At 72.0% G+C, this 25,189-nt stretch carries 23 protein-coding genes; 1 reads left to right on the top strand and 22 read right to left on the bottom strand.

The window, feature by feature from the left end; all coding sequences use genetic code 11:
- Positions 1-3: 3 nt before the first annotated feature.
- The 21 genes from nuoN to ACJ5H2_RS02255 form a co-directional block, all read right to left on the bottom strand.
- The gene (gene nuoN, locus ACJ5H2_RS02355; protein WP_408897959.1) at positions 4-1,605 is read right to left on the bottom strand and encodes an NADH-quinone oxidoreductase subunit NuoN; all 1,602 of its coding nucleotides are present in this window, start codon (positions 1,603-1,605) and stop codon (positions 4-6) included.
- Positions 1,605-3,134, bottom strand: a complete 1,530-nt coding sequence (locus ACJ5H2_RS02350; RefSeq protein ID WP_408897958.1) for an NADH-quinone oxidoreductase subunit M — start codon at positions 3,132-3,134, stop codon at positions 1,605-1,607. The genes nuoN and ACJ5H2_RS02350 overlap by 1 nt, the downstream gene beginning before the upstream one ends.
- Positions 3,134-5,080: an NADH-quinone oxidoreductase subunit L gene (gene nuoL, locus ACJ5H2_RS02345; RefSeq protein WP_408897957.1), complete on the bottom strand. Its 1,947-nt coding sequence runs from the start codon at positions 5,078-5,080 to the stop codon at positions 3,134-3,136. Before nuoL ends, ACJ5H2_RS02350 begins: the two co-directional genes overlap by 1 nt.
- Positions 5,081-5,090: 10 nt before the next feature.
- Entirely contained in the window at positions 5,091-5,384 is a 294-nt protein-coding gene (gene nuoK, locus ACJ5H2_RS02340) for an NADH-quinone oxidoreductase subunit NuoK (RefSeq protein WP_408897956.1), read from the bottom strand.
- Positions 5,381-6,226, bottom strand: coding sequence for an NADH-quinone oxidoreductase subunit J (locus tag ACJ5H2_RS02335; RefSeq protein ID WP_408897955.1), 846 nt, complete (start codon positions 6,224-6,226; stop codon positions 5,381-5,383). The genes nuoK and ACJ5H2_RS02335 overlap by 4 nt, the downstream gene beginning before the upstream one ends.
- Positions 6,223-6,813 (bottom strand): NADH-quinone oxidoreductase subunit NuoI, encoded by a 591-nt coding sequence (gene nuoI, locus ACJ5H2_RS02330; protein ID WP_408897954.1) that lies wholly within the window; start codon positions 6,811-6,813, stop codon positions 6,223-6,225. The genes ACJ5H2_RS02335 and nuoI overlap by 4 nt, the downstream gene beginning before the upstream one ends.
- A complete protein-coding gene (gene nuoH, locus ACJ5H2_RS02325) occupies positions 6,806-8,164 on the bottom strand; it encodes an NADH-quinone oxidoreductase subunit NuoH (RefSeq protein ID WP_408897953.1) in 1,359 nt (452 codons plus the stop codon). Before nuoH ends, nuoI begins: the two co-directional genes overlap by 8 nt.
- Complete coding sequence (locus ACJ5H2_RS02320) at positions 8,161-10,644, bottom strand: NADH-quinone oxidoreductase subunit G (RefSeq protein WP_408897952.1); 2,484 nt, start codon at positions 10,642-10,644, stop codon at positions 8,161-8,163. Before ACJ5H2_RS02320 ends, nuoH begins: the two co-directional genes overlap by 4 nt.
- Positions 10,641-11,951, bottom strand: a complete 1,311-nt coding sequence (gene nuoF, locus ACJ5H2_RS02315) for an NADH-quinone oxidoreductase subunit NuoF (protein WP_408897951.1) — start codon at positions 11,949-11,951, stop codon at positions 10,641-10,643. The genes ACJ5H2_RS02320 and nuoF overlap by 4 nt, the downstream gene beginning before the upstream one ends.
- Positions 11,944-12,660 carry an NADH-quinone oxidoreductase subunit NuoE gene (gene nuoE, locus ACJ5H2_RS02310; protein WP_408897950.1) on the bottom strand — a complete coding sequence of 239 codons (717 nt, stop codon included), beginning with the start codon at positions 12,658-12,660 and terminating at the stop codon, positions 11,944-11,946. The genes nuoF and nuoE overlap by 8 nt, the downstream gene beginning before the upstream one ends.
- Positions 12,657-14,006: an NADH-quinone oxidoreductase subunit D gene (locus tag ACJ5H2_RS02305; RefSeq protein ID WP_408897949.1), complete on the bottom strand. Its 1,350-nt coding sequence runs from the start codon at positions 14,004-14,006 to the stop codon at positions 12,657-12,659. The genes nuoE and ACJ5H2_RS02305 overlap by 4 nt, the downstream gene beginning before the upstream one ends.
- Positions 14,006-14,749 (bottom strand): NADH-quinone oxidoreductase subunit C, encoded by a 744-nt coding sequence (locus ACJ5H2_RS02300; RefSeq protein WP_408897948.1) that lies wholly within the window; start codon positions 14,747-14,749, stop codon positions 14,006-14,008. Before ACJ5H2_RS02300 ends, ACJ5H2_RS02305 begins: the two co-directional genes overlap by 1 nt.
- Complete coding sequence (locus ACJ5H2_RS02295) at positions 14,746-15,300, bottom strand: NuoB/complex I 20 kDa subunit family protein (protein WP_408897947.1); 555 nt, start codon at positions 15,298-15,300, stop codon at positions 14,746-14,748. The genes ACJ5H2_RS02300 and ACJ5H2_RS02295 overlap by 4 nt, the downstream gene beginning before the upstream one ends.
- A gap of 19 nt (positions 15,301-15,319) precedes the next feature.
- Positions 15,320-15,676 (bottom strand): NADH-quinone oxidoreductase subunit A, encoded by a 357-nt coding sequence (locus ACJ5H2_RS02290; RefSeq protein ID WP_408897946.1) that lies wholly within the window; start codon positions 15,674-15,676, stop codon positions 15,320-15,322.
- 182 nt (positions 15,677-15,858) lie between these two features.
- On the bottom strand, positions 15,859-16,548 hold the full coding sequence (locus ACJ5H2_RS02285; protein WP_408897945.1) for a demethylmenaquinone methyltransferase: 690 nt from the start codon (positions 16,546-16,548) through the stop codon (positions 15,859-15,861).
- A gap of 8 nt (positions 16,549-16,556) precedes the next feature.
- Positions 16,557-17,198: a hypothetical protein gene (locus ACJ5H2_RS02280; RefSeq protein WP_408897944.1), complete on the bottom strand. Its 642-nt coding sequence runs from the start codon at positions 17,196-17,198 to the stop codon at positions 16,557-16,559.
- A gap of 48 nt (positions 17,199-17,246) precedes the next feature.
- Positions 17,247-17,885: an MBL fold metallo-hydrolase gene (locus tag ACJ5H2_RS02275; protein WP_408897943.1), complete on the bottom strand. Its 639-nt coding sequence runs from the start codon at positions 17,883-17,885 to the stop codon at positions 17,247-17,249.
- 23 nt (positions 17,886-17,908) lie between these two features.
- On the bottom strand, positions 17,909-19,774 hold the full coding sequence (locus ACJ5H2_RS02270) for a Na+/H+ antiporter (RefSeq protein WP_408897942.1): 1,866 nt from the start codon (positions 19,772-19,774) through the stop codon (positions 17,909-17,911).
- A gap of 1 nt (position 19,775) precedes the next feature.
- Positions 19,776-21,401, bottom strand: coding sequence for a 2-succinyl-5-enolpyruvyl-6-hydroxy-3-cyclohexene-1-carboxylic-acid synthase (gene menD, locus ACJ5H2_RS02265; RefSeq protein WP_408897941.1), 1,626 nt, complete (start codon positions 21,399-21,401; stop codon positions 19,776-19,778).
- A complete protein-coding gene (locus ACJ5H2_RS02260; protein WP_408897940.1) occupies positions 21,398-22,357 on the bottom strand; it encodes an o-succinylbenzoate synthase in 960 nt (319 codons plus the stop codon). The genes menD and ACJ5H2_RS02260 overlap by 4 nt, the downstream gene beginning before the upstream one ends.
- On the bottom strand, positions 22,354-23,373 hold the full coding sequence (locus ACJ5H2_RS02255) for an AMP-binding protein (RefSeq protein ID WP_408897939.1): 1,020 nt from the start codon (positions 23,371-23,373) through the stop codon (positions 22,354-22,356). Before ACJ5H2_RS02255 ends, ACJ5H2_RS02260 begins: the two co-directional genes overlap by 4 nt.
- A gap of 38 nt (positions 23,374-23,411) precedes the next feature.
- Here ACJ5H2_RS02255 and ACJ5H2_RS02250 point away from each other — a divergent pair, with 38 nt between their 5' ends.
- Positions 23,412-24,737 (top strand): MFS transporter, encoded by a 1,326-nt coding sequence (locus ACJ5H2_RS02250; RefSeq protein WP_408897938.1) that lies wholly within the window; start codon positions 23,412-23,414, stop codon positions 24,735-24,737.
- Here the strand turns inward: ACJ5H2_RS02250 and ACJ5H2_RS02245 are convergent.
- Positions 24,727-25,173 carry a hypothetical protein gene (locus ACJ5H2_RS02245; RefSeq protein WP_408897937.1) on the bottom strand — a complete coding sequence of 149 codons (447 nt, stop codon included), beginning with the start codon at positions 25,171-25,173 and terminating at the stop codon, positions 24,727-24,729. The genes ACJ5H2_RS02250 and ACJ5H2_RS02245 overlap by 11 nt on opposite strands.
- Positions 25,174-25,189: the final 16 nt, after the last annotated feature.

Here is a 25,189-nt window from a genome sequence, read left to right as displayed (position 1 = left end):
TTCTCACCTGATGAAGTCTCCCGCACTGGTGACGAGATCGAGAACCGGCCCCGGCACGACGCCCATCACCAGGGTCGCGACCAGGCACACGACGATGGTGCCCGAGGTGAGCAGCGACGAGCGCGTCACCACGCCGGAGCCGTCCGCCGACGGGTCGGTGAAGAACATCAGCCGGATGTGCCGGACGTAGAAGGTGATGGCCAGGATGCTGCAGGCGATCGCCACCAGGACCACCGGCCACGCGCCCGCGGACAGGGCCGAGGTGAACACCGCCCACTTGCCGATGAACCCGGCCGTCAGCGGGATCCCGGCCATCGACAGCAGGAAGAAGGCGAAGGCGCCGGCGACGAGCGGCGAGGTCCGGCCCAGTCCGGCCCAGCGGTCGTACGCCGTGGCCTCGCCGCCGGCGTCGCGCACCAGCGTCACGATGGCGAAGGCGCCGATCATGGCGAAGCCGTAGGTGGTCAGGTAGAAGAGCACGCCCTCGAGCGAGGTGTACTGGCCCTCGGCCAGCTCCCCCGCACTCTGCACGCCGAGGACACCGACCAGGATGAAGCCGGTGTGCGCGACGGAGGAGTAGGCGAGCATCCGCTTGACGTCGTTCTGCACGATGGCGAGCACCGCGCCGAGCACCATCGAGGCGATCGCGATCACCCACAGCATCGGCTGCCAGCTCCACCGCTCGCCGCCGAACGCGACGTACAGCAGCCGCAGCAGGGCACCGAAGGCCGCGACCTTGGTGCCGGCCGCCATGAACGCCGTGACGGCCGTGGGCGCGCCCTGGTAGACGTCGGGGGTCCAGGCCTGGAAGGGCGCGGCGCCGACCTTGAAGAGCAGGCCGACGGCCAGCAGGCCGATGCCCGCGAGCAGCAGCCCGTGGTTGGCCGAGCCGGCGCGGACCGCCTCGTTGATCCCCGCGAAGCTGACGCTGCCGGCGTAGCCGTAGACCAGCGCCGCGCCGTAGAGGAAGAACCCGGAGGCGAAGGCGCCGAGGAGGAAGTACTTCATCGCCGCCTCCTGGCTCAGCAGCCGGCGCCGACGCGCCAGACCGCAGAGCAGGTAGAGCGGCAGCGAGAGGATCTCGAGGGCGACGAACATCGTCAGCAGGTCGCCGGAGGCGGGGAACAGCAGCATGCCGCCCACCGCGAACAGCAGCAGCGGGTAGACCTCGGTGTGCTCCAGACCGCGGGTCGACGCCTCGCGCTCGCCCTCGGAGCCCGGCAGCGCGGCGGCCTGGCCCGTGAACGCCGAGACGCCGCCCTCGAGGCGCTGCTCGGCGAAGAGCGCGACGCCGGCGATCGCGAAGACGAGGAGCAGGCCCCACAGGTAGACCGTGGGCCCGTCGACCACGACGCTGCCCATGGCCCCCACGAGCCCGCGGCCGTCACCGCCGGATGCGGCCGTGTGCTCCTCGAGGTCCGCGCCGACGACGATCGTCGCGACCAGGGCGCCGACGAGCGTGACGAGGGACAGCCCGACCTGCGGCAGCCGGCGGGTGCCGCGCGGCAGGAAGGCCTCCAGCGCAACGCCGACGCACGCGCCGCCCAGGACGATGAGGAGCGGCAGGAGCTCGGCGTACTCGAGCTCGGGCTTCACGAACTCCATCAGTGAGCCTCCTCCGACTCGTGTTCGGCATCGACGTCGGCGTGCACGACCGTGGGACCGTCGTCGTGGATGCCGACCTGCTCCATGAGGTCGCCGACCGTCGGGTTGCTGACGTCGAGCAGCGGCGCGGGGTAGAACCCGAAGAAGACCAGCGCGACCATGAGCGGCGCGACCGCGGCGATCTCGCGGACCGCCAGGTCCCTGGTGCCCGCGACCTCGGGAGGCGTGGGCCCGGTCATCGTGCGCTGGTACATCCACAGCACGTAGATCGCGGACAGAACCACCGCGGTGACCGCGATCGCGCCGACGTACCAGGCGTGGTCGAAGGCCGCGACGAACACGAGGAACTCGCTGACGAACGGCGAGAGGCCGGGCAGCCCGAGTGTGGCCAGGCCGGCCACGAGCAGCAGGCCGGCCAGGACCGGGGCGACCTTCTCGACGCCGCGCATCTCGCGGATCGAGGCGGTGCCGGTGCGGTCGTAGAGATAGCCCGCGACGAGGAACAGCGCCGCCGTGCCGAGGCCGTGGTTGACCATGTAGAGGATGGCGCCGGTGCCGCCCTCGCTGGTCATCGTGAAGACGCCCAGCGTGATCAGGCCGAAGTGGCTGAGCGAGGTGAGGCCGATGAGCCGGAAGATGTCGTCCTGGCCGATCGCGACGAAGGCGCCGTAGACGACGGAGATCAGCGCCAGCGTGATGACGAGCGGGGTCGCCCACTGGGACGCCTCGGGGAAGATCCCGAGGCAGAAGCGCATCATCCCGAAGGTCCCGATCTTGTCGAGGATGCACACCAGCAGCACACCGGTGCCCGGGGTCGCCTTCTCGGTGGTGTCGGCCAGCCAGGTGTGCAGCGGGAAGAGCGGTGCCTTGATCGCGAAGGCGATGAAGAAGCCGACGAACAGCCAGCGTCCCGCCTCCGTGCCGATCTCGAGGCCCTCGAGGTCGGAGAGGAGGTACGACGGCTCGCCCTGCTGGGCGGAGACGACGTACAGGCCGATCACCGACGCGAGCAGGATCAGGCCGCCCGCGAGCTGGAACATGAGGAACTTCAGCGCCGCCGCGCCCCGACCCTCACGGCCGAAGCCGCCCACGAGGAAGTACGCGGGGATCAGGGTCGCCTCGAACACGACGTAGAACAAGAACACGTCGGTCGCGCAGAAGACCGCGAGCGAGAGGCCCTCGAGGGCGAGCGTCCAGGCGACGAAGGAGCGCGCCCCGGCCGAGCCGGTCGCGTCGGCCTTGAACCACTCGGCGCCCAGCACCAGCGGGACGAGCAGGACCGTCAGCAGGACGAGCAGCAGGCCCAGGCCGTCGACGCCGAGGGCGTAGTGCACCCCGAACGCCTCGATCCACTCGCGCTCCTCGGTGAGCTGGCGCCCGCCGTCGAGCTCGTACGACACGGCGACCGCCGCGCCCACCACCAGGGTCGCCAGCGCGACGCCGAGGCCGACGGTCTTGCTGAGCGTGCGGGGCAGCAGCGCGACGGCCACCGCACCGGCGAGGGGCAGCCAGACGAGGAGGGACAGCATCAGTTCACCACCACCAGGGTCAGGACGAGGAGCAGTGCGCCGCCGAGGATGCCGAGGGCGTAGGAGCGGACATAGCCGTTCTGCAGCCGGCGCAGCAGCTCACCGGTGCCGGCCAGGACCGTCGTACCGCCGGTGAACAGCCCGTCGACGATGCTGCGGTCGGCGCCGACGAGACCGCGAACCGTGGCGCGGCCCGGGGCGACGACCAGGCCCTCGTTGATGGCGTCGCCGTACAGGTCGGCGCGCGCGGCCCGCGTCGCGAACGACACGTCCGTCGGCGCCACCCGCGGGACGTCCCGCTTGCCGACGAGCACCCACGCGAGAGCGACGCCCGCGGCGACCACCGCGACGGTGATCAGCGTGATCACGATGACCGGGAGCGGCGGCTCGTGGTGCTCGGCGTGACCGACGACCGGGCTGAGCCAGTCGACGATCCAGTTGCCCGTGAGCATCAGGCCGCCCAGGACGGAGAGCGCGGCCAGGACGACCAGCGGGATCGTCATCACCTTGGGGCTCTCGTGCGGGTGGACGTCCTTCTCCCAGCGCTTCTGCGTGAAGAAGGTCATCAGCATCATCCGGGTCATGTAGAAGCCGGTGATGCCGGCGCCCAGCAGCGCGCAGATCCCGACGAGCGGGCTCTCGACCAGGGCGGTCTCGATGATCTTGTCCTTCGACCAGAAGCCCGCGAACGGCGGGACGCCGATGATCGCGAGATAGCCCATCGCGAAGGTCAGGAAGGTGACGGGAAGCATCTTGTTGAGCGCGCCGTAGTGGCGCATGTCGACGTCGTCGTCCATGGCGTGCATGACCGAGCCGGCGCCCAGGAACATGTTGGCCTTGAAGAAGCCATGGGTCAGCAGGTGGAAGATCGCGAACGCGTAGCCGGCGACGCCGAGCCCGGCACCGAGCATCATGTAGCCGATCTGGCTCATCGTGGAGCCGGCGAGGCCCTTCTTGATGTCGTCCTTGGCGCAGCCGATGACGGCTCCCCACAGCAGCGTGACGGTCGCGACGATGACGACGGCGGTCTGCGCGGTCGGGGCGAGCTCGAAGACGAAGTTCGAGCGGGTGACCAGGTAGACGCCGGCCGTCACCATGGTCGCGGCGTGGATCAGGGCCGAGACCGGCGTCGGACCCTCCATCGCGTCCAGGAGCCAGGCCTGGAGCGGGACCTGGGCGGACTTGCCGCAGGCGCCGACGAGGAGGAGGACGCCGATCCAGTTGAGCGTCGTCTCGCTCGCACCCCCGGCGAGCTCGCTGACCCCGCTGAAGCTCGTCGTGCCGAAGGTGACGACCATCAAGAAGATGGCCAGGCCCATGCCCATGTCGCCGACCCGGTTGATCACGAACGCCTTCTTGGCGGCGGCCGCGGCGGAGGGCTTGTGCTGCCAGAAGCCGATGAGGAGGTACGACGCGAGGCCGACGCCCTCCCAGCCCAGGAACAGGCCGACGTAGTTCTCCGACAGGATCAGCATCAGCATCGCCGCGACGAACAGGTTCAGGTAGGCGAAGAATCGTCGCCGGCGCGGGTCGTGGGCCATGTAGCCGATGGAGTACACGTGGATCAGCGAGCCCACGCCGGTGATGAGGAGCAGGAAGAGCGCCGCCAGGGGGTCGTAGAGCAGGTCCAGCCCGACGTGCAGGCCGCCCGTCTCGATCCAGTCGTAGAGGTGCTGCACGACCTGCCGGTCGTCCTCGTCGCGCCCGAGCAGGCTGACGAACAGCACGAGGCTGATCACGAAGGAGGCCGCCGAGGTCGCCGTTCCGAGCAGGTGGCCCCAGCGGTCGGTGGAGCGGCCACCGAGGAGCAGGACGGCCGCGCCGAGGAGCGGCAGCGCGATGATCAGCCACAGCAGCACGAACGGTCCGTCGGCGTCGGTCGGCGAGACCACCGGCACGTGGGTCGTCTCGCTGGCCTTGAGGGTCAGCGCGGAGAGTGCGTTCATCGAGGGCCTCTCAGAACTTCAGCAGGCTCGCGTCGTCGACCGAGGCCGAGCGACGGGTCCGGAAGATGGTCATGATGATCGCGAGCCCGACCACGACCTCGGCCGCCGCGACCACCATCACGAAGAACGCGGCGACCTGGCCGTCGAGGTTGCCGTGCTGGTGGGCGAAGGCGACGAACGCGAGGTTGCAGGCGTTGAGCATCAGCTCCACGCACATGAACACCACGATCGCGTTGCGGCGGGTGAGCACCCCGACCGAGCCGATGGTGAAGAGGATCGCCGACAGGACGATGTACTCGGTCATTCCTCGACCTCCTGCGCGGCGGAGCCGAGCGGCGCCGCGTTCTCCTCGCTCGAGCCCGTGGCCGCGGCCTTCCCGGCCGTGCCGGGCGCGCTCTCGGCGTCCACGCCGAGCTGGTCCTTGATGGCCTCGATGTCGCGCAGGCCGGCCGAGCGCATCGTCCCGCGGGCCGCCAGCACGCGAGAGACAGAGGCGGGGGCCGGGCTGCCGTCGGGCAGCAGGGCCGGGGTGTCGACCGCGTTGTGGCGGGCGTAGACGCCCGGCGGGGGCAGCGGGCCGAGGTGCGCGCCGGTCTCGCCGTACGCGCGGATCCGGTCGGCCGCGATGCTCGCCTGGGTCCGCTTCGGCGTGAGCCGCTCCCGGTGGGCCAGCACCATCGCGCCGACCGCCGCCGTGATCAGCAGGGCGCTGGTGGCCTCGAAGATGAAGACGTAGCGCGAGAACAGCAGGTCGGCCAGCGCCTCCACGTTGCCGCCCGCGTTGGCCTCCTCGAGCCCCACCGCCGTACCGAAGGTCAGCTGGGTCAGGCCGACCACCAGCACCACCGCGAACGCCAGCCCGGCGACCCAGGCCAGGATCCGCTGGGCCTTGATCGTCTCGACCAGCGAGTCGGAGGCGTCGACGCCGACGAGCATGAGCACGAACAGGAAGAGCATCAAGATCGCGCCCGTGTAGACGATGATCTGCACGGCGAACAGGAACGGCGCCTCGAGGACGGCGTACAGCACGGCCAGGCTGATCATGACCACCGCCAGCAGCAGCGCGGCATGGACGGCCTTGCGAACGAACAGGATGCCGAGCGCGGCGAGCACCATGACCGGCGCGAGGACCCAGAACGCGGTCACTGCTCGGCCCCCTTGAACTCTCCGCGGTAGTAGTCGTCGTCGTTGCCGAGCAGCTGCGCGTGCGGCGGCTGCTCCATGCCCGGCAGCAGCGGCGCGAGCAGGTCCGACTTCTCGTAGATCAGGCTGGCGCGGCTGTCGTCGGCGAGCTCGTACTCGTTCGTCATCGTCAGCGCGCGGGTCGGGCAGGCCTCGATGCACAGCCCACACAGGATGCAGCGCAGGTAGTTGATCTGGTAGACGCGGCCGTAGCGCTCACCGGCAGAGAAGCGGCCCGAGCTGTTGCCGCTCTCGTCGGGCGAGCCGGTGTCGTCGACGTTCTCCGCGCCCTCGACGTAGATCGCGTCCGCCGGGCAGGCCCACGCGCACAGCTCGCAGCCGACGCACTTCTCGAGCCCGTCCGGCCAGCGGTTCAGCTGGTGCCGGCCGTGGAAGCGCGGCGCCGTGGGCAGCTTCTCCTTGGGATACTGCTCGGTCACGACCTTGCGGAACATGGTGCGGAAGGTCACCCCGAACCCGGCGACCGGGTCCCACAGCTGCTCCTTGAGCGTGGGTCCCTTGGCCGGCTTCGAACTGGGCTGGTCAGCCATTGCTCACCCCTGAGTCGCGGACATGGTCACGGGCACCTGCTGTGTCGCCGGCGGTGTCGCCCGCGGTGTCGCGGGAGGTCTCGTGGGAGGACCCGAACACCAGCGGTGCCGCGGCTCCCCGGACGGCGCCGCCCGCCGGCATCGGCGGGACCGGGAAGCCACCGGCGCGCGGCGCCGCGGTCGCCAGCTCGGCCTCCTCGTCCTTGCCCTCGGGCACGAGGAAGGTCACCAGCAGCACGGCGAGCACGACACCGGCGACGACGAGCCAGAACTGCGGGTTGCCGCTGAGCCCCTCCTCGAAGACGCCCTCGTTGCGCGCGGCCCGCATGGTCGCCACGGCGATGATCCACACCAGCGAGATCGGGATCAGCCGCTTCCAGCCGAACGCCATGAACTGGTCGTAGCGCAGCCGCGGCAGCGAGCCGCGCAGCCAGATGAAGATGAAGATGAAGAACAGGACCTTGCCGAAGAACCACAGCACCGGCCAGTAGCCCTCGTTGGCGCCCGCCCAGACCTCGTCGATCCAGAAGGGCGCGTGCCAGCCTCCGAGGAAGAGCGTGGTGGCGAGGGCGGAGACGGTGGCCATGTTGATGTACTCGGCCAGGAAGAAGAGCGCGAACTTCAGGCTGGAGTACTCGGTGTGGAAGCCGCCCACCAGCTCGCCCTCGGCCTCCGGCAGGTCGAACGGGGCGCGGTTGGTCTCGCCCACCATGGCGATCGTGTAGATGATGAACGACGGAAGCAGGATCAGCCCGAACCACAGGTCGTCCTGCGCGGCCACGATCTCGCTGGTCGACATCGAGCCGGCGTACATGAACACCGAGACGAGGGCGAGGCCCATCGCGACCTCGTAGGAGATCATCTGCGCGCTCGAGCGCAGTCCGCCGAGCAGGGAGTACGTCGACCCGCTGGACCAGCCGCCCAGCACGATGCCGTAGATGCCGATCGACGCGATCGCCATCACGAAGAGCACGGCGACCGGCATGTCGGTGAGCTGGAGCGGCGTCCGCTCGCCGAAGAAGCTGACCTCGGGGCCGAACGGGATGACGCTGAAGGTCACGAACGCCGGCACCACCACGATCACCGGGGCGAGGACGAAGACCACCTTGTCGGCCGCCTTGGGGATCAGGTCCTCCTTGAAGGCGAGCTTCACGCCGTCGGCCAGCGACTGCAGCAGGCCGAACGGGCCGTGCACGTTGGGGCCGATCCGGTGCTGCATCCGCGCCACGACCCGGCGCTCCCACCAGATGTTGAACAGGGTCAGCAGGACCAGGATCACGAAGATCAGCAGCGTCTTGAGGCCGACGACCCACCAGGGATCGTGGCCGAACGCGCCCAGCGGGTCGCTCATCCGTGCACCCCTTCCGCTCCGGTGATGGTGACCGTCGCACCGGGCGAGGCCAGGTCGGCCAGCACTCCGTTGCCGACCGAGTTGGCGGGCACCCACACCACGCCCTCGACGAGGTCGTCGCCGATCTCCGCCGGCAGGGTCATCGAGCCCCGGTCGCCCGTCAGGGTCACCGTCGGTCCGTACCGGTCGTAGTCGGCCGGCGTCACCAGGGCGACAGGGGTCCGGGCGGTCGCCTTCAGGTACTTGTCGCCGTCCTGCATCGAGCCGTTGTCGAGCAGCTGCCTCCACGTGGCCAGCCGGCGGATGACGGTGCCGCCGTCGGTCTCGAGGCTCGCTGGCGCTCGCACCTCGACCAGCGGGCCCGCCGGCTCAACCAGCGCGCTCGGCTCACCGTCCCACGGGCCGAGCTGGGCGATCTCGGCGCGGACCTCCTCGACCGTGCGGAACCCGAGCGATCCCCCTTCGCCGAGGCGGGCGAGCTCCTCGGCGATGCCGGCCAGCGCGCGCAGCTCGGGCAGCGACGCCGGGTTGTGCAGGGCCGCCTCCCAGCTGCGGACCCGGCCCTCCCAGTTCACGTAGGTGCCGGACTTGTCGGTGGTCGGCGCGACCGGGAACACGACGTCCGCCCGGTCCGTGACCTCGGTACGGCGCAGGTCGAGGGCGACCACGAAGCCCGCGGCGTCGATCGCCGCACGGGTCGCGACCGGGTCGGCGGTGTCGTCGGGGTCGACGCCCGCGATCACCAGGCCGGCGAGCTCGCCGGCCGCGAGCGCGGCGACGATCCCGTCGGCGTCGCGCCCCTCGGCACCCGGCAGGGCGTCGACGCCCCAGGCCGTCGCGACGTCGACGCGGGCACCCGCGTCGGCGACCGGACGTCCGCCGGGCAGCAGGTTCGGCAGGCAGCCGGCCTCGACGGCCCCCCGGTCACCGGCGCGGCGCGGCACCCAGGCCAGGCGCGCGCCGGTCGACGCGGCGACCTCGGCCGCGGCGCTCAGGGCGCCAGGGACGACGGCCATCCGCTCCCCCACCAGCAGCACGCTCGTCGCGTCCAGCTCGTCGGCGAGGGAGCGCAGCGCGGCCGGCTCGTCACCGGGGACCGTGGGGACCAGGCGCGCGGACAGCTTGCCCAGCCCTCGGCTGGTGAACGGCGCCAGGGCGAGCACCTCGGTGCCGCCGGCGCGGACCGACTTGCGCAGCCGCAGGAAGACCGCGGCGGCCTCGTCCTCGGGCTCGAGGCCCACGAGCACGACCTTGGGGGCCGACTCCAGGTCGGCGTAGGTGACGCCGCCGGCTCCGGGACCGGACAGCGCGACGTGGCTCGCGAGGAAGGACGCCTCCTCGGCCGACAGCGGCCGCGCGCGGAAGTCGATGTCGTTGGTGCCGAGCGCGACCCGGGCGAGCTTGCTGTAGGCGTAGGCGTCCTCGATGCTCAGGCGGCCTCCGGTCAGCACGCCGACCCCGCCGGCCGACTTGGCGGCGGCGAGGCCGCGAGCGGCGACGGCGAAGGCCTCCGGCCACGAGGCCGGCCGCAGGGCGCCGTCCTCCGGGTCGCGGACCTGCGGGTAGGTGAGCCGGTCGTCGGCCTGCGCGTAGGCGAAGGCGAACCGGTCCTTGTCGCTGATCCACTCCTCGTTGACGGCCGGGTCGTCGCCGGCCTGGCGGCGCAGCACCTTGCCGCGGCGGTGGTCCACGCGGATCGCGCAGCCGCAGGCGTCGTGCTCGGCGATGCCGGGCGTGGAGACGAGGTCGAACGGCCGGGACCGGAAGCGGTACTGCTCGGAAGTGAGGGCGCCGACCGGGCAGATCTGGATGACGTTTCCCGAGAAGTACGACAGGAAGGGCGCGTCCTCGGCGATGCCGATCTGCTGGTCGGCGCCGCGCTCGACCAGGGCGATGAACGGGTCGCCCGCGATCTCCTCGGCGAAGCGGGTGCAGCGCTGGCACACGATGCACCGCTCCCGGTCGAGCAGGACGGTCGGCGAGAGGTTGATCGGCTTGGGGAAGGTGCGCTTCACGCCGCGGTTGCGCTCGTCGGAGAAGCGGGACTCGCCGCGACCGTTGGACATGGCCTGGTTCTGCAGCGGGCACTCGCCGCCCTTGTCGCAGACCGGACAGTCGAGCGGGTGGTTGATGAGCAGCAGCTCCATCACGCCCTGCTGCGCCTTGTCGGCGACCGGGCTGGTGACCTGGGTGCTGACGACCATGCCCTCGGCGACCGGGAGGGTGCAGGAGGCCTGGGGCTTCGGGAAGCCCCGACCGTTGCCCGCGTCGGGCACGTCGACGAGACACTGCCGACACGCGCCGACCGGCGCGAGCAGCGGGTGGTCGCAGAAGCGCGGGATCTGTACGCCGATCTGCTCGGCGGCGCGGATCACCAGCGTGTCCTTCGGGACGCTGACCTGGACGCCGTCGATGGTGACGGTGACCAGGTCGGTCCGCTCGACGGTCTTGTCCGCCGAGGTGTCGGGGGTCGCGGTCATGCGGACACCTCCTGCCCGGCCCAGGCCGTGGACCGGGCGGGGTCGAAGGGACACCCGCCGTGGGTCAGGTGGGCGAGATACTCGTCGCGGAAGTGCTGGATCGAGCTGGAGATCGGGCTGGTCGCGCCGTCGCCGAGCGCGCAGAACGAGCGGCCCAGGATGTTGTCGCACTGGTCGAGCAGCTGGTCGAGGTCCTCCTCGCTGCCCTGCCCGTTCTCGAGCCGGGTCAGCGCCTGGACCAGCCACCAGGTGCCCTCGCGACAGGGCGTGCACTTTCCGCAGGACTCGTGCTTGTAGAACTCCGTCCACCGCAGCACCGCGCGGACCACGCACACCGTCTCGTCGAAGACCTGCAGCGCGCGGGTGCCGAGCATCGAGCCGGCGGCGCCGACGCCCTCGAAGTCCAGGGGCACGTCGAGGTGCTCGGCCGTGAGCAGCGGCGTGCTGGACCCGCCGGGGGTCCAGAACTTCAGCTGGTGGCCGGCGCGGACCCCGCCCGCGAGGTCGAGCAGCTCGCGCAGCGTGATGCCGAGCGGCGCCTCGTACTGGCCCGGCTTCCGCACGTGGCCGGAGAGCGAGAAGATGCCGTGGCCCTTGGACTTCTCGGTGCCCATCGAGGCGAACCAGGAGGCGCCGTTCTTGACGATCGCGGGGACCGATGCGATGGACTCGACGTTGTTGATCACCGTCGGGCTGGCGTAGAGACCGGCGACGGCGGGGAACGGCGGGCGCAGGCGGGGCTGGCCCCGTCGGCCCTCCAGGCCCTCGAGGAGGGCGGTCTCCTCGCCGCAGATGTAGGCGCCCGCGCCGGCGTGGACGACGACGTCGAGGTCGTACCCGGACCCGTGGATGTTCGTGCCCAGGTGGCCGGCCGCGTACGCCTCGGCGACGGCGGCCTGCACCCGGCGGATCACGTGGACGACCTCGCCGCGGATGTAGATGAAGGCCTTGTTCGCGCGGATCGCGTACGAGCTGAGGATGACCCCCTCGACGAGCACGTGCGGGTTGCCCATCATCAGCGGGATGTCCTTGCAGGTGCCCGGCTCGGACTCGTCCGCGTTGACGACGAGATACTTCGGCTTCGGGTTGTCCTGCGGGATGAAGGACCACTTCATGCCGGTCGGGAAGCCGGCGCCACCGCGGCCGCGCAGGCCGCTGTCCTTCACCGCTGCGATGACGTCGTCGGGGCTCATCGCGAAGGCGACGTCGAGCGCGTCGTAGCCGCCGCGGCTCGCGTAGGTCGCCAGCTTCCAGGACTGCTCGGCGTCCCAGATGTCGGTCAGGACCGGGGTCAGCACGTCAGCCATCGGTGCCCTCCGTCTGCGGTGCGGCCTCGACCGCGGGGGTGGCGGCCGGGGCAGGTGCGGTCCACCCGCGCTCGCGGGCGATCTCGAGGCCGGCAAGCGAGGCGGCGCCCGCGGACGGGCCCTCGTCGACGCGTCCGTCGGGGAACCCGGCCAGCACCCGCTCGGCCTCGCGCCACGTGCACAGCTTGGGGCCGCGGGTGGAGCTGACCTCGTGTCCCGCGCGCAGGGACTCGACCAGCTGCACCGCCGAGTCGGGGGTCTGGTTGTCCATGAACTCCCAGTTGACCATCATCACCGGCGCGTAGTCGCAGGCCGCGTTGCACTCGATGTGCTCGAGGCTGACCGTGCGCGAGTCGCCCTGTCGTTGGACCGCGACCTCGTCGTTGCCGATCCCGAGGTGCTCCTTGAGCCGGGCGAAGATCGCGTCGCCGCCCATCACCGCGCACAGGGTGTTGGTGCAGACGCCGACGTGGTAGTCGCCTACGCCGTGGCGCTTGTACATCGTGTAGAAGGTCGCCACGCCGTTGACCTCGGCGGCGCTGATCTCGAGGATCGCGGCGCAGGCCTCGATGCCCTCGGGGGTGATCCGGCCCTGCGCCGACTGCACGAGGTGCAGCATCGGCAGCAGGCCGGAGCGCGGCTCGGGATAGCGGGCCGCGATCTCCCGCAGCTCGGCGATCGTCTTGTCCTCGAGGGCCGGGGTGCTCATCGGTCGACGCCTCCCATCACGGGGTCGATGCTCGCGATGGCGACGATGACGTCGGCGATCTGGCCGCCCTCGCTCATCACGCCCATCGCCTGGAGGTTGTTGAACGACGGGTCGCGGAAGTGCGCCCGGAAGGGACGCGTGCCGCCGTCGGACACGACGTGCGCGCCGAGCTCGCCGCGGGGGGACTCGACGGGCACGTACGCCTGGCCGGCCGGGACCCGGAAGCCTTCGGTGACCAGCTTGAAGTGGTGGATGAGGGCCTCCATCGACTCGCCCATGATGTGACGGATGTGGTCGAGGCTGTTGCCCATGCCGTCGCTGCCGATGGACAGCTGGCTGGGCCAGGCGACCTTCTTGTCGGCGACCATCACGGGTGCGCCCTCGAGCCGCGCCAGGCGGTCCGCGGCCTGCTCGATGATGCGCAGGGACTCGTGCATCTCGTTGAGCCTGACCCGGAACCGCCCGTAGGAGTCGGCGGTGTCCCACGTCTGCACGTCGAAGTCGTAGGTCTCGTAGCCGCAGTACGGCTGCGCCTTGCGCAGGTCGAAGCCGTAGCCGGTGCTGCGCAGGACCGGCCCGGTCAGGCCGAGCGCCATGCAGCCCTCGAGGTCGAGATGGCCGACGTTCTCAAGGCGGGCCTTGAAGATCGGGTTCGCGTTGCACAGCGCGGCGTACTCGGGCAGCCGCTTCTTCATGAGCGCGACGAACGACCGGATCTCGTCGAGCGCGCCGGGCGGCAGGTCCTGCGCCACCCCGCCGGGACGGATGAACGCATGGTTCATCCGCAGCCCGGTGATCAGCTCGAACAGGTCGAGCACCAGCTCGCGCTCGCGGAAGCCGATCGTCATCACGGTCAGCGCGCCGATCTCCATGCCCCCGGTGGCGATGCACACGAGGTGGGAGGAGATCCGGTTGAGCTCCATGAGCAGGACCCGCATGACCTGGGCCTTCTCCGGGATGTCGTCCTCGATGTCGAGCAGCCGCTCGACGCCGAGGACGTAGGTCATCTCGTTGAAGAACGGCGAGAGATAGTCCATCCGGGTGCAGAACGTGACGCCCTGCGTCCAGGAGCGGAACTCCATGTTCTTCTCGATGCCGGTGTGCAGGTAGCCGATGCCGCAGCGGGCCTCGGTGACCGTCTCGCCCTCGATCTCGAGGATCAGGCGGAGCACGCCGTGCGTCGAGGGATGCTGCGGCCCCATGTTGACGACGATCCGCTCGGCGGCGTCGCTGTCGCCCATGTCGGCGGCGATCTCGTCCCAGTCCTGGCCGGTGACGGTGAAGACCTTGCCGTCGGCCGTGTCGGTCGAGTCGGCGTAGAAGTCCTGGTCGGTGGTCGAGCTCATCAGCTGTAGCTCCTCCGCTGGTCGGGCGGCGGCACACTGGCGCCCTTGTACTCGACGGGGATGCCGCCGAGCGGGTAGTCCTTGCGCTGGGGGTGGCCCGGCCAGTCGTCGGGCATCAGGATCCGGGTGAGGGCCGGGTGGCCGTCGAACTGGATGCCGAACATGTCCCAGGTCTCGCGCTCGTGCCAGTCGGCCGCCGGGTACACCGCCACCACGCTCGGGACGTGCGGGTCGCTGTCGGGGGCGCTGGTCTCGACCCGGACCCGGCGGTTCCAGGTGTAGGACATCAGGTGGTAGACGACGTGCAGCTCGCTGCCGGCGTCGCCCGGGTAGTGCACGCCGCTGACGCCGGAGAGGAGCTCGAAGCGGAGGGCGGGGTCGTCACGCAGCGTCCGCGCCACCTCGAGGACGTGGTCGCGGTGCACGTGGAAGGTGATCTCACCGCGGTGGATGACGACCTGCTCGAGGAACGGGTCGAGCACGTCGGCGACCGCGTCGAACCAGCCGCCGTACGGCCGCTGCGCGGCACCGGGCAGGACGACGGGGGCGACCAGGCCGCCGTACCCGCTGGTGTCCCCGGAGCCCTTCACCCCGAACATGCCCTGGCGCTCGCCGACGGCGCGGACCTCCAGGCCCGGCTCGCCCAGGGCCTCCGGGGCGTTCTCGGGCGACTGGTCGACGGCGGGCTGCTCGACGGCGGCGGCGGGCTTGTCGACGGGCTCGTCGACGGGCTTGTCGCTCATCGCAGCATCCCCCTCATGTCGCTCGTCGGCAGGGCCGCGAGGCCCTCCGCCTCCAGCTCGCGGATCTGGGCCTGACGGTTGGCGCCGAGCGGCGTCGCCTGCACCTTGTCGTGGAGCTTGAGGATCGCGTCGATGAGCATCTCCGGGCGCGGCGGGCAGCCGGGAAGGTACATGTCGACGGGGACGACGTGGTCGACGCCCTGGACGATCGCGTAGTTGTTGAACATCCCGCCGCTGCTGGCGCACACGCCCATGGCCAGCACCCACTTGGGCTCGGCCATCTGGTCGTAGATCTGGCGCAGCACCGGCGCCATCTTCTGGCTCACCCGGCCCGCCACGATCATCAGGTCGGCCTGGCGCGGGCTCGCCCGGAAGACCTCCATGCCGAAGCGGGCGAGGTCGTACTTCGGCCCGCCCGAGGTCATCATCTCGATCGCGCAGCACGCCAGGCCGAAGGTCGCCGGCCAGAAGCTGGCCTTGCGCATGTACCCGGCCAGGCCCTCGACCGTGCTCAGCAGGACTCCGCTGGGGAGCTTCTCCTCGATGCCCATGGGCTGTCAGTCCCTCCGGTCAGTCCCAGTCGAGGCCGCCGCGCCGCCAGACGTAGGCGTAGGCGACGAAGACGGTGGCGATGAACAGGACCATCTCGACCAGCCCGAACCAGGCCATCGCGTCGAAGCGCACGGCCCACGGGTAGAGGAAGATGATCTCGATGTCGAAGACGATGAAGAGCATCGCGGTGATGTAGTACTTCACCGGGAAGCGGCCGGTCAGCGCCTGGGGGGTCGGCTCGATGCCGCACTCGTAGGAGTCGGACTTGGCGCGGTTGTAGCGCCGCGGCCCCACCATCGTGCTCATGACGACCGACCCGACCGCGAACAGCGCGGCCAGCGCCGCCAGCACCAGCACCGGCGTGTAGAGCTCCATGAGCCTCCCTCTCGTGATCTTGTGAACAGAATCACTAGTGGCGTGGAGCACATATTGCCACCCATCCGAAGCGACGTCACAGGGGGGTGGCCAATGCCACGGTGTCGCCGCCGGGAGCAGCGAAAACCGCCGCTGACCTGGGGATTTAACGCACGAGAGGGTTGCGTAATTCGCAGGCCGGGTCAGGCGGTCGCGCGGTGCAGGGCGACGATGCCGCCGGAGAGGTTGCGCCACTGCGGGCGAGACCAGCCGGCCTCGGCGATCAGGTCCGCCAGGCCGCGCTGGTCGGGCCACGCCCGGATCGACTCGGCGAGGTAGACGTAGGCGTCGGGAGCGGACGAGACCGCGCGCGCCACCGCGGGCAGCGCCTTCATGAGGTACTCGATGTAGACGGTGCGCCAGGGACTCCAGGTCGGGTGGCTGAACTCGCAGACCACCAGCCGCCCGCCCGGACGGGTGACCCGGCGCATCTCCGCGAGACCGGCGAGGGGGTCGACGATGTTGCGCAGCCCGAAGGAGATGGTGACGGCGTCGAAGGTGTCGTCGCGGAACGGGAGGCGGGTGCCGTCGCCCGCGGTGAACGGCAGGTGCGGCAGCTGGGCCTTGCCGACCTGCAGCATCCCGATCGAGAAGTCGCACGGGACCACCTCGGCCCCCGCGTCGCGGAAGGGCTGGCTGGACGTGCCGGTGCCGGCCGCGAGGTCGAGCACCCGGTCGCCGTACGACGGGTCGACGGCGGCGAGCACCTCGCGGCGCCACCGGCGGTCCTGCCCGAAGGACAGGATGTCGTTGGTCAGGTCGTAGCGCCGGGCGACGGTGTCGAACATCCGGCGCACGTCGGCGGGCTGCTTGTCGAGCGCGGCACGGGCCATCGGCGTGCTCAGCCCTTCTCGGTCAGCTCGAGCACGCGGTCGAGATAGGAGGCGACCTCCTCGGGCGTGAGCCCGTTGGTGTAGAGGTCGTAGGTCAGGCCGTCGCGCTCCGTGCGGCACTGGACGCGGTAGTCGGCACCGGTCGGCTCCTTGCCGGTCGGCATGCCGGTGGAGTCGTCGACGGGCTCGCTCCAGGCGACCGCACAGCGGTAGCCGTCGACGACCTCGAGGTCGTAGTGCGCGCCGGACTCGTCGACCGGGAAGGGGCCGCTGGGGTTGACCAGGCCCGTGTCACCAGGGACCACCGTCACGGCGATCTGCGCGGGCATGCCCTGGCTGCCCGGGTCGGGGACGTCGATGTAGGCGCGCACCACGGCGTCGTCGTACTGGGACGCCAGCACCTTCTGCGCCGCGGCCTCGGACTCCTCGGTCTCCTTGATGAAGGTCGCGTAGCGCTCGTCGTCCGCACCGGTCACCTCCTGGCTGACCGTCTGCAGCGCGACGAACCGGTCGTCCAGCTTCAGCGGCAGCGTCGGCACCGCGGAGGCGTCGTCGACGAGCTCGGGCAGGCCCACGCCGAAGCCCACGGCTCCGGCGAGGAGGAGGGCGCCCGTGGCGGCGCCCACGACAGTGGAACGAGCGATCGGCATCGGGCCATCATGCCCGGTCCGCCTGAGCGTCGGCTGACCGGGCTCGGATCAGAGATCGGAGCCGTCGGCCAGCCGCACGTACTCCTGGCCGCCGGCCTCCAGGAAGCGCGAGAACTGGGCGTCCGCGACGCCCAGCCCCTCGGCGGAGAACACCTTGTCGTGGATGGCGACATTGCGGGCGGCCCCCACCTCGCGGGCGAACTCGACACCCTCGGAGACCCGCATCCACGGGGCGCACACCGGCGCCAGCAGTACGTCGACGGCGACGCCGGGCGCCGTCAGGGTGTCCCCGGGATGGAAGATCGTGCTCTCCCCGGTGGTGAGCAGGTAGCCGCTGTTGTGGAAGCGCGGCAGCTCCGGGTGGATCACGGCGTGCAGCTCCCCCACGGCCCGCACCCCGATCGCGCCGACCGACCAGCTCTGCTCCGGCGTCACGACCGTGACCCGCTCCACGAGGTCGGGAGCGCCCTCGCGGATCTGCGCGGCGACCGCGTCGATGGTGAAGATCGGTGCGTCGGTGGCACGCAGGTGGTCCGGCGCGTAGTGGTCGGGGTGCTCGTGGGTGACCAGCACCGCGTCGACGTCCTCCACGGACTCGCGCTGGCTCCACACGCCGGGGTCGACGACGAGCGTCGTACCGTCGTGCTCGATCCGGACCGCGGAGTGGCCGAACTTGGTGAGGCGCATGGCCCCACGGTAGCCCGGACGGCTCAGCCGGTCTGGTGGTGCACGAAGCACCACCGCCAGTCCTCACCGGGCTCGACCGAGCGCATCACGGGGTGCTGCGTGGCGCGGAAGTGGGCGGTGGCGTGGCGGCTCGGCGAGGAGTCGCAGCAGCCGACCTCGCCGCACGTCAGGCACATCCGCAGTGCGACCCACCGGGTGCCCTCGGCGAGGCACGCGGCGCACGCCAGCTCGGCGGGCGGGTCGAGCAGCGGCGTGCTCGCGAGATGCTCGCAGCCGTCGTTGCGCTGCATCCGGCTGGTGGTCCGCAGGTCGGCCCGAGCGGCGTCGGCCGCGTCGAGCATGGACTCCTCCACGTCGAGCATCGCGAGCACCTCGCTGACGATCTCGGAGGGGACCGCGCCGGTGGAGCGGATCTCCAGCACCCGGCGGCGCTCGGCCTCGATCATGTCGCCGCGCCAACGGGAGTACAGGTCACTCGGGCTCTCCTCGCCCTCGGTCGTGCCGAGTCGCTCCCACGCCGCGAAGTTGCGCTGCTCGATGCGCTGCACGATCAGGGCGCGCACGTTGTGCGGGTCCTCGCTCTGCGCGGCCAGCTCGTCGAGCCGGTGGATGCCGGCCTTCGCGGCCTGCTGCAGCAGGGTCGCGCGGGCCAGCGCGTCGTCGTGCGGGTCCGGTGAGGGGACCCGGAGCCGGCGGGCGACCCACGGCAGCGTCATGCCCTGGCCGAGCAGGGTGCCCGCGACGACGGTGAAGGCGACGACGAGCAGGACCTCGCGGTGAGCGGTCTCCTCCGGGACCGTGAACGCCGCGGCGAGGGTCACTACGCCCCGCATGCCGGCCCAGCCCACCAGGAACGAGTAGCGCCATGACGGGGGCTCACCGGTGACGGGGTCCGGTCCGCGGCGCAGCAGGAAGGCCTGCCCGGCGAAGACCCACAGCAGCCGCAGGACGACCACCGCGCCGAGGGCTGCAGCGCAGGCCGCCGCGATCGTCGCGCCGCCGAACTCGCTCTCGCCCACCTCGCCGAGCAGCCAGTCGGCCTGGAGGCCGATGAGCAGGAAGACGGTGTTCTCCAGGACGTAGGCGATGGTGCGCCAGTTCATCCGCTCGGCGATCCGCGACTGCGCGGTCTGCAGCACCGGCGCGACGTGGCCCAGCGCAAGCCCCGCGACGACGACGGCGACCACGCCGGAGGCGTGGATCTCCTCGGCGAGGATGTACGCCGCGAAGGGGATCACCAGCGAGATCGCGGTGTCGAGCAGCGGGTCGGTGACCTTCTTGCGCAGGAAGCCGACCACGACGAAGGTGAGCGCGCCGATCGCGAAGCCGCCCCCGGCGGCGAGGAGGAAGTCGGTGCCGACCTCCCACACGGTCACGGTCGCGCCGATCGCCGTGACAGCCGCGCGCAGGGCGACGAGGGCGCTCGCGTCGTTGAACAGGGACTCGCCCTCGAGGATGGTCACGATCCGCCGGGGCAGCCCGATCCGGCGCCCGATCGCGGTCGCCGCGACGGCGTCGGGAGGCGCGACCACGGCGCCGATCGCCAGTGCCAGCGGCCACTCGATCTCGGGGATGACCAGCCGGATGACCGCGGCGACGCCGAAGGTCGTGAACGCGACCAGTCCGACCGAGAGAAGCAGGATCGGCCGCCGGTTGGCGTTGAAGTCGACCAGCGAGGTGTTGACCGCCGCGGAGTAGAGCAGGGGCGGCAGCAGGCCGAGCAGGACGACCTCCGGCTCGAGCCGGATCTCCGGCACGCCCGGCACGTACGACGCAGCGACGCCGACCACGACGAGGGTCAGCGGCGCCGGGATCTCGAAGCGCTCCGACACCGCGGTCACGGTGAGCACGGCTGCCGCGATCGCGACCAGGAGGAGGGCGATCTCCACGTCAGGCTCCTGTCGGGAGGGGGAGGTCGGCCGCGAGCGCGCGGATCCGCAGGTCCAGGTCGCGTCGGCCGGCGCGGTCCACGACGGCCTCGACGACGTCGATCCCACCGTTGGGGCTGGCCAGGGCCTGGTCGAGCTCCGGGCGCGAGCCGACGCGCAGGTGGGGGATGCGCGCCGCGGCGCACAGGGCGGCCAGGTCGTGGCCGTGGGGGGTCCCGAAGAGCCGCTCGAAGGACTGCGCGTGCGCCGGCGCACCCTGCTCGAGCATCGAGAAGATGGATCCGCCGTCGTCGTTCGGCACCACGATCGTCAGGTCGGGCCGGGGCTCCTCGGGCCCGAGGACGAGCGCGGTCTGGTCGTGCAGGAAGGTCAGGTCGCCCATCAGGGCGAGGTTCCGGGTGCCGTCCGGACGGCCGAGCGCCGCGCCGATCGCGGTGCTGATGGTGCCGTCGATGCCGGCCAGGCCGCGGTTGGCCACCACCTTGCGCCGGGTGCCGACCGCAGGGGGGCGGACCATGACGTCGAGATCGCGGATCGGGCTCGAGGCGCCCACGACAAGCAGCCCTCCGGCGGGGAGGGCGGCGTGGGTCGCCGCCGCCACGTCGTACGGCGTGAGGGCGGTCTCCTCGGCCAGCAGCCGGTCGACGCGCCGCCCGAGCTCGCGGTCGGCCGACCGCCAGGCCTCCAGCCAGGCCGGGTCGTCCGGCTCCTCCTCGGCCCAGCCGGGCCCCTCGACCGTCGACGACCCCGGTGGGCGGACCGGCCACACGCCGCGGCCCGAGACGACCAGCACCTCCACGTCGTCGCGCTCGAGGAGCCGGGTCACGGGACGGGAGAGCGTGGGGCGCCCGAACACGACGACGCGCTGGATCCGCTCCCCGAGGGGGGTCGCGAGCAGCAGCCGGTAGGTACGCAGGGCGTTGTCGCCCGTCCGGGCTCCGCTCGACGGCTCGGCCAGCAGCGGCCAGCCCGCGGTCTCGGCGAGCCGGCGCGCCGGGGGCCCGGCGTCGTCGCCGGCGACCACGACCGTCCGGGGCCCGCGCGCGAGCGGGCTCACCCGGCACGGCTCGGGCTCCGGGCGCGGGTCGGCCGTCGAGGCCTCGTCGGCGGCGACCGCGGCGGCGACGGGCAGGTCCGGCACGAGCGGCGCGTCGAGCTGGACGTTGAGGTGCACGACCGCGTCCCCCGGCGCCGGAACGGCGGCGAGCTCCGCGACCGAGGACACGTCGACGGTCGTGACGAGGGGACCGAAGATGCCGACCTGGTCGGTGGTCTGGTTCGCTCCGGTCCCGCGCAGCCGCGCGGGCCGGTCGGCGGAGACGACGACCAGGCCGACGCCCGCGTGCACGGCCTCCAGGACGGCGGGGTGCAGGTTGGCCACGGCGGTCCCGGACGTGGTGAGCACGGCGGCCCGCGCGCCGGACCGGGTCAGTCCCAGGGCCAGGAAGCCGGCCGTCCGCTCGTCGATGCGGGTGTGCAGCCGGAACGCGCCCTTGCGGGCCGCCGCCCACAGTGCCATCGCCAGCGGGGCGTTGCGCGAGCCCGGCGCGATCACGACCTCGCGCACGCCGGCCTGCCGCAGCCGGGCGACGAGGGCGTCCGCGAGCGCGAACGAGCTGTCCGTCATGGACGTCGATCCTTCCGCACGGCACGCGTCGCCGCGAGGCGGGCCTCCCAGTGCGCGACCCGGTCGGGCGGGGCGGCGAGGGCCGTGAGGCGCGCCTGGTCCACCGTCGGCCGGACGACGGGCAGCGCGCCGTCCACGGGAAGGAGCGGGTCGGCGGTCACGTCGGCGGTCAGCAGCTGCACCGTCGCCAGTCCGCAGGCATAGGGAAGCTCGGGCAGCGCCGCCGCGAGGGCGACGCCGGCGGCGATCCCGACGGAGGTCTCCAGTGCGCTCGACACCACCACGGGCAGCCCGATCCGATCGGCGATCTCCAGGCAGGCGCGCACGCCGCCGAGGGGCTGCACCTTGAGGACGGCGATGTCGGCCGCCTCCAGTGCCCGCACCCGGAACGGGTCCGCAGCGCGGCGGATGGACTCGTCCGCCGCGACCGGTACGGCGACCCGCCGGCGCACCGCGGCGAGCTCCTCGACCGTGGCCGCCGGCTGCTCGACGTACTCCAGGCCTCCGGCGGCGCGGTCCAGCCGGCCGATCGCCGCGACCGCGGCGTCGACGGACCAGCCGCCGTTGGCGTCCACCCGGATCGCGCCCCCGGGACCGAGCGCGTCTCGGACGGCCTCCAGCCGCGCCTCGTCGGCGGCGAGGTCCTGCCCCGGCTCGGCGACCTTGACCTTGGCGGTGCGACAGCCGCCGGCGCGGACGATGGCGTGAGCGCGCTCGGGGCCCACCGCCGGGACCGTCACGTTGACCGGCACCCGGTCGCGCACCGGCGCCGGCCAGTCGTCGGTGGCGGCCTCCTCGGCGCACCGCAGCCAGGCCTCCGCCACGTCGGGCGGGTACTCCAGGAACGGACTCCACTCCCCCCATCCGGCAGGCCCCTCCACGAGGGCGGCCTCGCGCACGGTGATGCCCCGGAAGCGCGTGCGCATCGGGACGGAGACGACCCGCACCGCGCTCATCGCGCGATCTCCGGGTGGCGGAGCAGGGCCTGGCGGTCGGGCTTGCCGTTCTCGAGCAGGGGGATCTCTCCCAGACGCACCACCTGACGCGGCGCCCACGCCCGCGGGTGCGCAGCGGCGACCCAGTCCCGCAGCGCCGCGGCGTCCGGCCCGCCCACCACGAAGGCCACGACGCGGTTGCCCCACTCCGGGTCCGGTACGCCGAGCACCTCCGCGCCGCGCACGCCCGGGTGCGCGCGCAGCCGCTCGGCGACCGCCGGGCCCGGGACGTTGAGGCCGCCGCTGACGATCACGTCGTCCACGCGACCGATGACGGCCAGGCGCCCGTCCTCGTCGAGGCGGCCCGCGTCGGAGGTGTGGAACCAGCCGTCGACGAGCACCTCGCGGGTCAGCTCCGGTCGGCCGTCGTAGCCACGGAAGAGGACCGGCCCGGCGACCCGGATCCGTCCGCCCGTCCCCAGAGCCACCGCCACGCCGTCGAGCGGAAGACCGTCGTACACGCAGCCGCCCGCGGTCTCCGCCGAGCCGTAGGTCGCCACCGTCCGCACGCCCGCCTCGGCAGCCCGGGCGCGCAGCGTCGCGCCGACCGGGCCACCGCCCACGAGCACGGTGTGCGCCCGGCGCAGGGCGTCGAGGTCACCGGGACCACCGGCCCCGTCGAGGATCCGGGTCAGCTGGGTCGGCACCAGGGAGACGAACCAGCCCTCGCCCGGCGGCCATCCGTCCCGCTCGAGGAGGGTCGGCTCGTGGCCGGCCACGAGCGAGCGGACGACGACCTGGAGCCCGGCGACGTAGGTCGGCGGCAGCGCCAGCACCCACGGCCCGCTGGACCCCAGCCGGGCCGCGGATGCCTGGACCGAGGCCAGCACGGCGGCCCGCGCGAGACGGACCCGCTTGGGCTGCCCGGTCGAGCCCGACGTGGCGACGACCAGGTCGACGCCGTCCGGGCCGTCGAGCCAGGCGCGTGCCTCGGCGACGACGCTGTCGGCGCGGCCGCCGGGAGACCAGAAATCCACGCGACAGAACCTAGCCCCCGACGGGAGGATGTCCGTCGATGAGCACTCCTGTCTCGGGCGACCCGCGCGGCTTCTTCGCCCGTCTCATGCCACCCGTCGGACTCCCGCGGCGGCTCGCCACCCAGGGCATGGTGTTCGCGCTGGGTGAGAGCGCCTTCATGACCGGCAGCGCGGTCTTCCTGACCAAGGTCGTCGGGATGTCGGCCGGGCGCGCCGGCCTCGCGCTGACGATCATGGGCCTGGCGCAGTTCGCGCTCTCCTACCCGGCGGGGCGGATCATCGACCGGGTCGGTCCCAAGCGGGTCTGGGCGGCCCAGGCGGTCGCCCGGGCACTGGTGTTCCTGGCCCTCCCGTTCGTCGAGGGCTTCGGCCAGTACGCCGTCGCGGCCGCCCTCATGGGCGCCTTCACCGCGTTCGGCCGGTCGAGCCACCAGGCCTACGTGTACGACGTGCTCCCGCGCGAGACCCGGGTCCAGACGCAGTCCTACATGTACTCCTGGCTCAACATCGGCCACACCCTCGGCGCGCTGGTCGGCGGCCTGGCGCTCGCGACCGGCAGCCTGGACGTGATCCGCTGGACGCCGGTGGTGACGGCCGCGCTGATGCTGCTCAACGCCGTGGGCATCGCCCGGCTGCCCGCCGCGCCGCACGACCTGCGTGCCTCGAGCGGCGCCACCCGCGCCCGGCCCGCCGGTCCGGGGCCGCTGCGCAACATCGGCTGGATCCTCACGACCTTCTTCATGGGCGTGATGTGGACCAACCAGATCCTGCTCAACGTGGTGATCCCGCTGTGGCTGGTCGACGCCACCGACGCGCCGCATGTCCTGCTGGCGTGGCTGTTCGGCACGAACACCGTGCTGTGCATCTTCCTGCCGGCGTACACCTCCCGGGGTGTCCGCACGCTCGACGACGCGCTGCGCTATGTCTGGATCTCGGGCGCCTTCTTCGTCGTCTCGTGCCTCATCACCATGGTCACCCACTCGACGGTGGGGCTGATCACGGTCCTGCTGGTCTGGCTGGGCCACGTCACCGTCACCGGCGCCGAGCTCGCCATCTCCGCGGCGAGCTGGTCCTTCGAGGCCGAGCTGTCCGACCCGGCTCGGCGCGGGGAGTACCAGGGGGTCCAGGAGGTCGCGGGTGCGCTGGGCTTCCAGTGGTCCCCGGCCGTCTACACCGCGCTCGCGCTGACCTGGGGCGCCGAGGGCTGGCTGGTGATCGCCGCGATCATCCTGGCGGCCACCGTCGGCCTCGGGCCGTCGGTGCGCGCCGCGCGGAGGTTCGCCGAGCGGCACTTCCCCGCGACGGACGGCGCGACGACGGCGGACGGCGCGGGAACTGACCTGGCGACGCGCCCTACGGCGTGAGCCGCTCGCGGACCCGGAGGAGGACGCGGCGCGCGGCGTCGTAGTCCTCGTCGCCGAGCTCCTCGCGGAGCTGGCGGTCGAGCGCGACGATGTGGTCCATGCCGGCCTGCGCGACCCTCGTGCCGTAGTCGGTGTACGTGACGACCTTCGCCCGCCGGTCGACCGGGTCGGGCACCATCGCGAGCATCCCGAGCCGAACCATGTCGCGCACCACCTCGCCCATCGACTGACGGGTGATCCCCGCCCGGGCCGCCATGTCCGCGGCGCGGGCGCCTTCGGGCGGAAGGGTCGCGAAGACGGCGTTGTGCGCCGCCACGACCTCCGTGAACCCGGCGCGGTGCGCGCTCTCGAGCATGTCGGCCCGCAGCACGCGGGCCGCCTTCTCCACGAGCGCGATGAACGGCTCGCGGTCGGGGCGGACCAGGTCTCTTGACATATCGACAGGTTACCTT

Origin of the sequence: Nocardioides pymetrozini, assembly GCF_046058985.1 — a bacterium.
Classification (GTDB): Bacteria; Actinomycetota; Actinomycetes; order Propionibacteriales; family Nocardioidaceae; genus Nocardioides.
Note: the sequence above shows the minus strand (reverse complement) of the source record. Positions and strands in the feature narration are given on the sequence as shown.

Excerpts from the sequence above, each read along its gene's own strand:
- nuoN (WP_408897959.1), bottom strand. The coding sequence starts at position 1,605 with ATGGAGTTCGTGAAGCCCGAGCTCGAGTACGCCGAGCTCCTGCCGCTC.
- ACJ5H2_RS02350 (WP_408897958.1), bottom strand. The coding sequence starts at position 3,134 with ATGCTGTCCCTCCTCGTCTGGCTGCCCCTCGCCGGTGCGGTGGCCGTC.
- nuoL (WP_408897957.1), bottom strand. The coding sequence starts at position 5,080 with ATGAACGCACTCTCCGCGCTGACCCTCAAGGCCAGCGAGACGACCCAC.
- nuoK (WP_408897956.1), bottom strand. The coding sequence starts at position 5,384 with ATGACCGAGTACATCGTCCTGTCGGCGATCCTCTTCACCATCGGCTCG.
- nuoI (WP_408897954.1), bottom strand. The coding sequence starts at position 6,813 with ATGGCTGACCAGCCCAGTTCGAAGCCGGCCAAGGGACCCACGCTCAAG.
- nuoH (WP_408897953.1), bottom strand. The coding sequence starts at position 8,164 with ATGAGCGACCCGCTGGGCGCGTTCGGCCACGATCCCTGGTGGGTCGTC.
- ACJ5H2_RS02320 (WP_408897952.1), bottom strand. The coding sequence starts at position 10,644 with ATGACCGCGACCCCCGACACCTCGGCGGACAAGACCGTCGAGCGGACC.
- nuoF (WP_408897951.1), bottom strand. The coding sequence starts at position 11,951 with ATGGCTGACGTGCTGACCCCGGTCCTGACCGACATCTGGGACGCCGAG.
- nuoE (WP_408897950.1), bottom strand. The coding sequence starts at position 12,660 with ATGAGCACCCCGGCCCTCGAGGACAAGACGATCGCCGAGCTGCGGGAG.
- ACJ5H2_RS02305 (WP_408897949.1), bottom strand. The coding sequence starts at position 14,006 with ATGAGCTCGACCACCGACCAGGACTTCTACGCCGACTCGACCGACACG.
- ACJ5H2_RS02300 (WP_408897948.1), bottom strand. The coding sequence starts at position 14,749 with ATGAGCGACAAGCCCGTCGACGAGCCCGTCGACAAGCCCGCCGCCGCC.
- ACJ5H2_RS02295 (WP_408897947.1), bottom strand. The coding sequence starts at position 15,300 with ATGGGCATCGAGGAGAAGCTCCCCAGCGGAGTCCTGCTGAGCACGGTC.
- ACJ5H2_RS02290 (WP_408897946.1), bottom strand. The coding sequence starts at position 15,676 with ATGGAGCTCTACACGCCGGTGCTGGTGCTGGCGGCGCTGGCCGCGCTG.
- ACJ5H2_RS02285 (WP_408897945.1), bottom strand. The coding sequence starts at position 16,548 with ATGGCCCGTGCCGCGCTCGACAAGCAGCCCGCCGACGTGCGCCGGATG.
- ACJ5H2_RS02280 (WP_408897944.1), bottom strand. The coding sequence starts at position 17,198 with ATGCCGATCGCTCGTTCCACTGTCGTGGGCGCCGCCACGGGCGCCCTC.
- ACJ5H2_RS02275 (WP_408897943.1), bottom strand. The coding sequence starts at position 17,885 with ATGCGCCTCACCAAGTTCGGCCACTCCGCGGTCCGGATCGAGCACGAC.
- menD (WP_408897941.1), bottom strand. The coding sequence starts at position 21,401 with ATGACGGACAGCTCGTTCGCGCTCGCGGACGCCCTCGTCGCCCGGCTG.
- ACJ5H2_RS02260 (WP_408897940.1), bottom strand. The coding sequence starts at position 22,357 with ATGAGCGCGGTGCGGGTCGTCTCCGTCCCGATGCGCACGCGCTTCCGG.
- ACJ5H2_RS02250 (WP_408897938.1), top strand. The coding sequence starts at position 23,412 with ATGAGCACTCCTGTCTCGGGCGACCCGCGCGGCTTCTTCGCCCGTCTC.
- ACJ5H2_RS02245 (WP_408897937.1), bottom strand. The coding sequence starts at position 25,173 with ATGTCAAGAGACCTGGTCCGCCCCGACCGCGAGCCGTTCATCGCGCTC.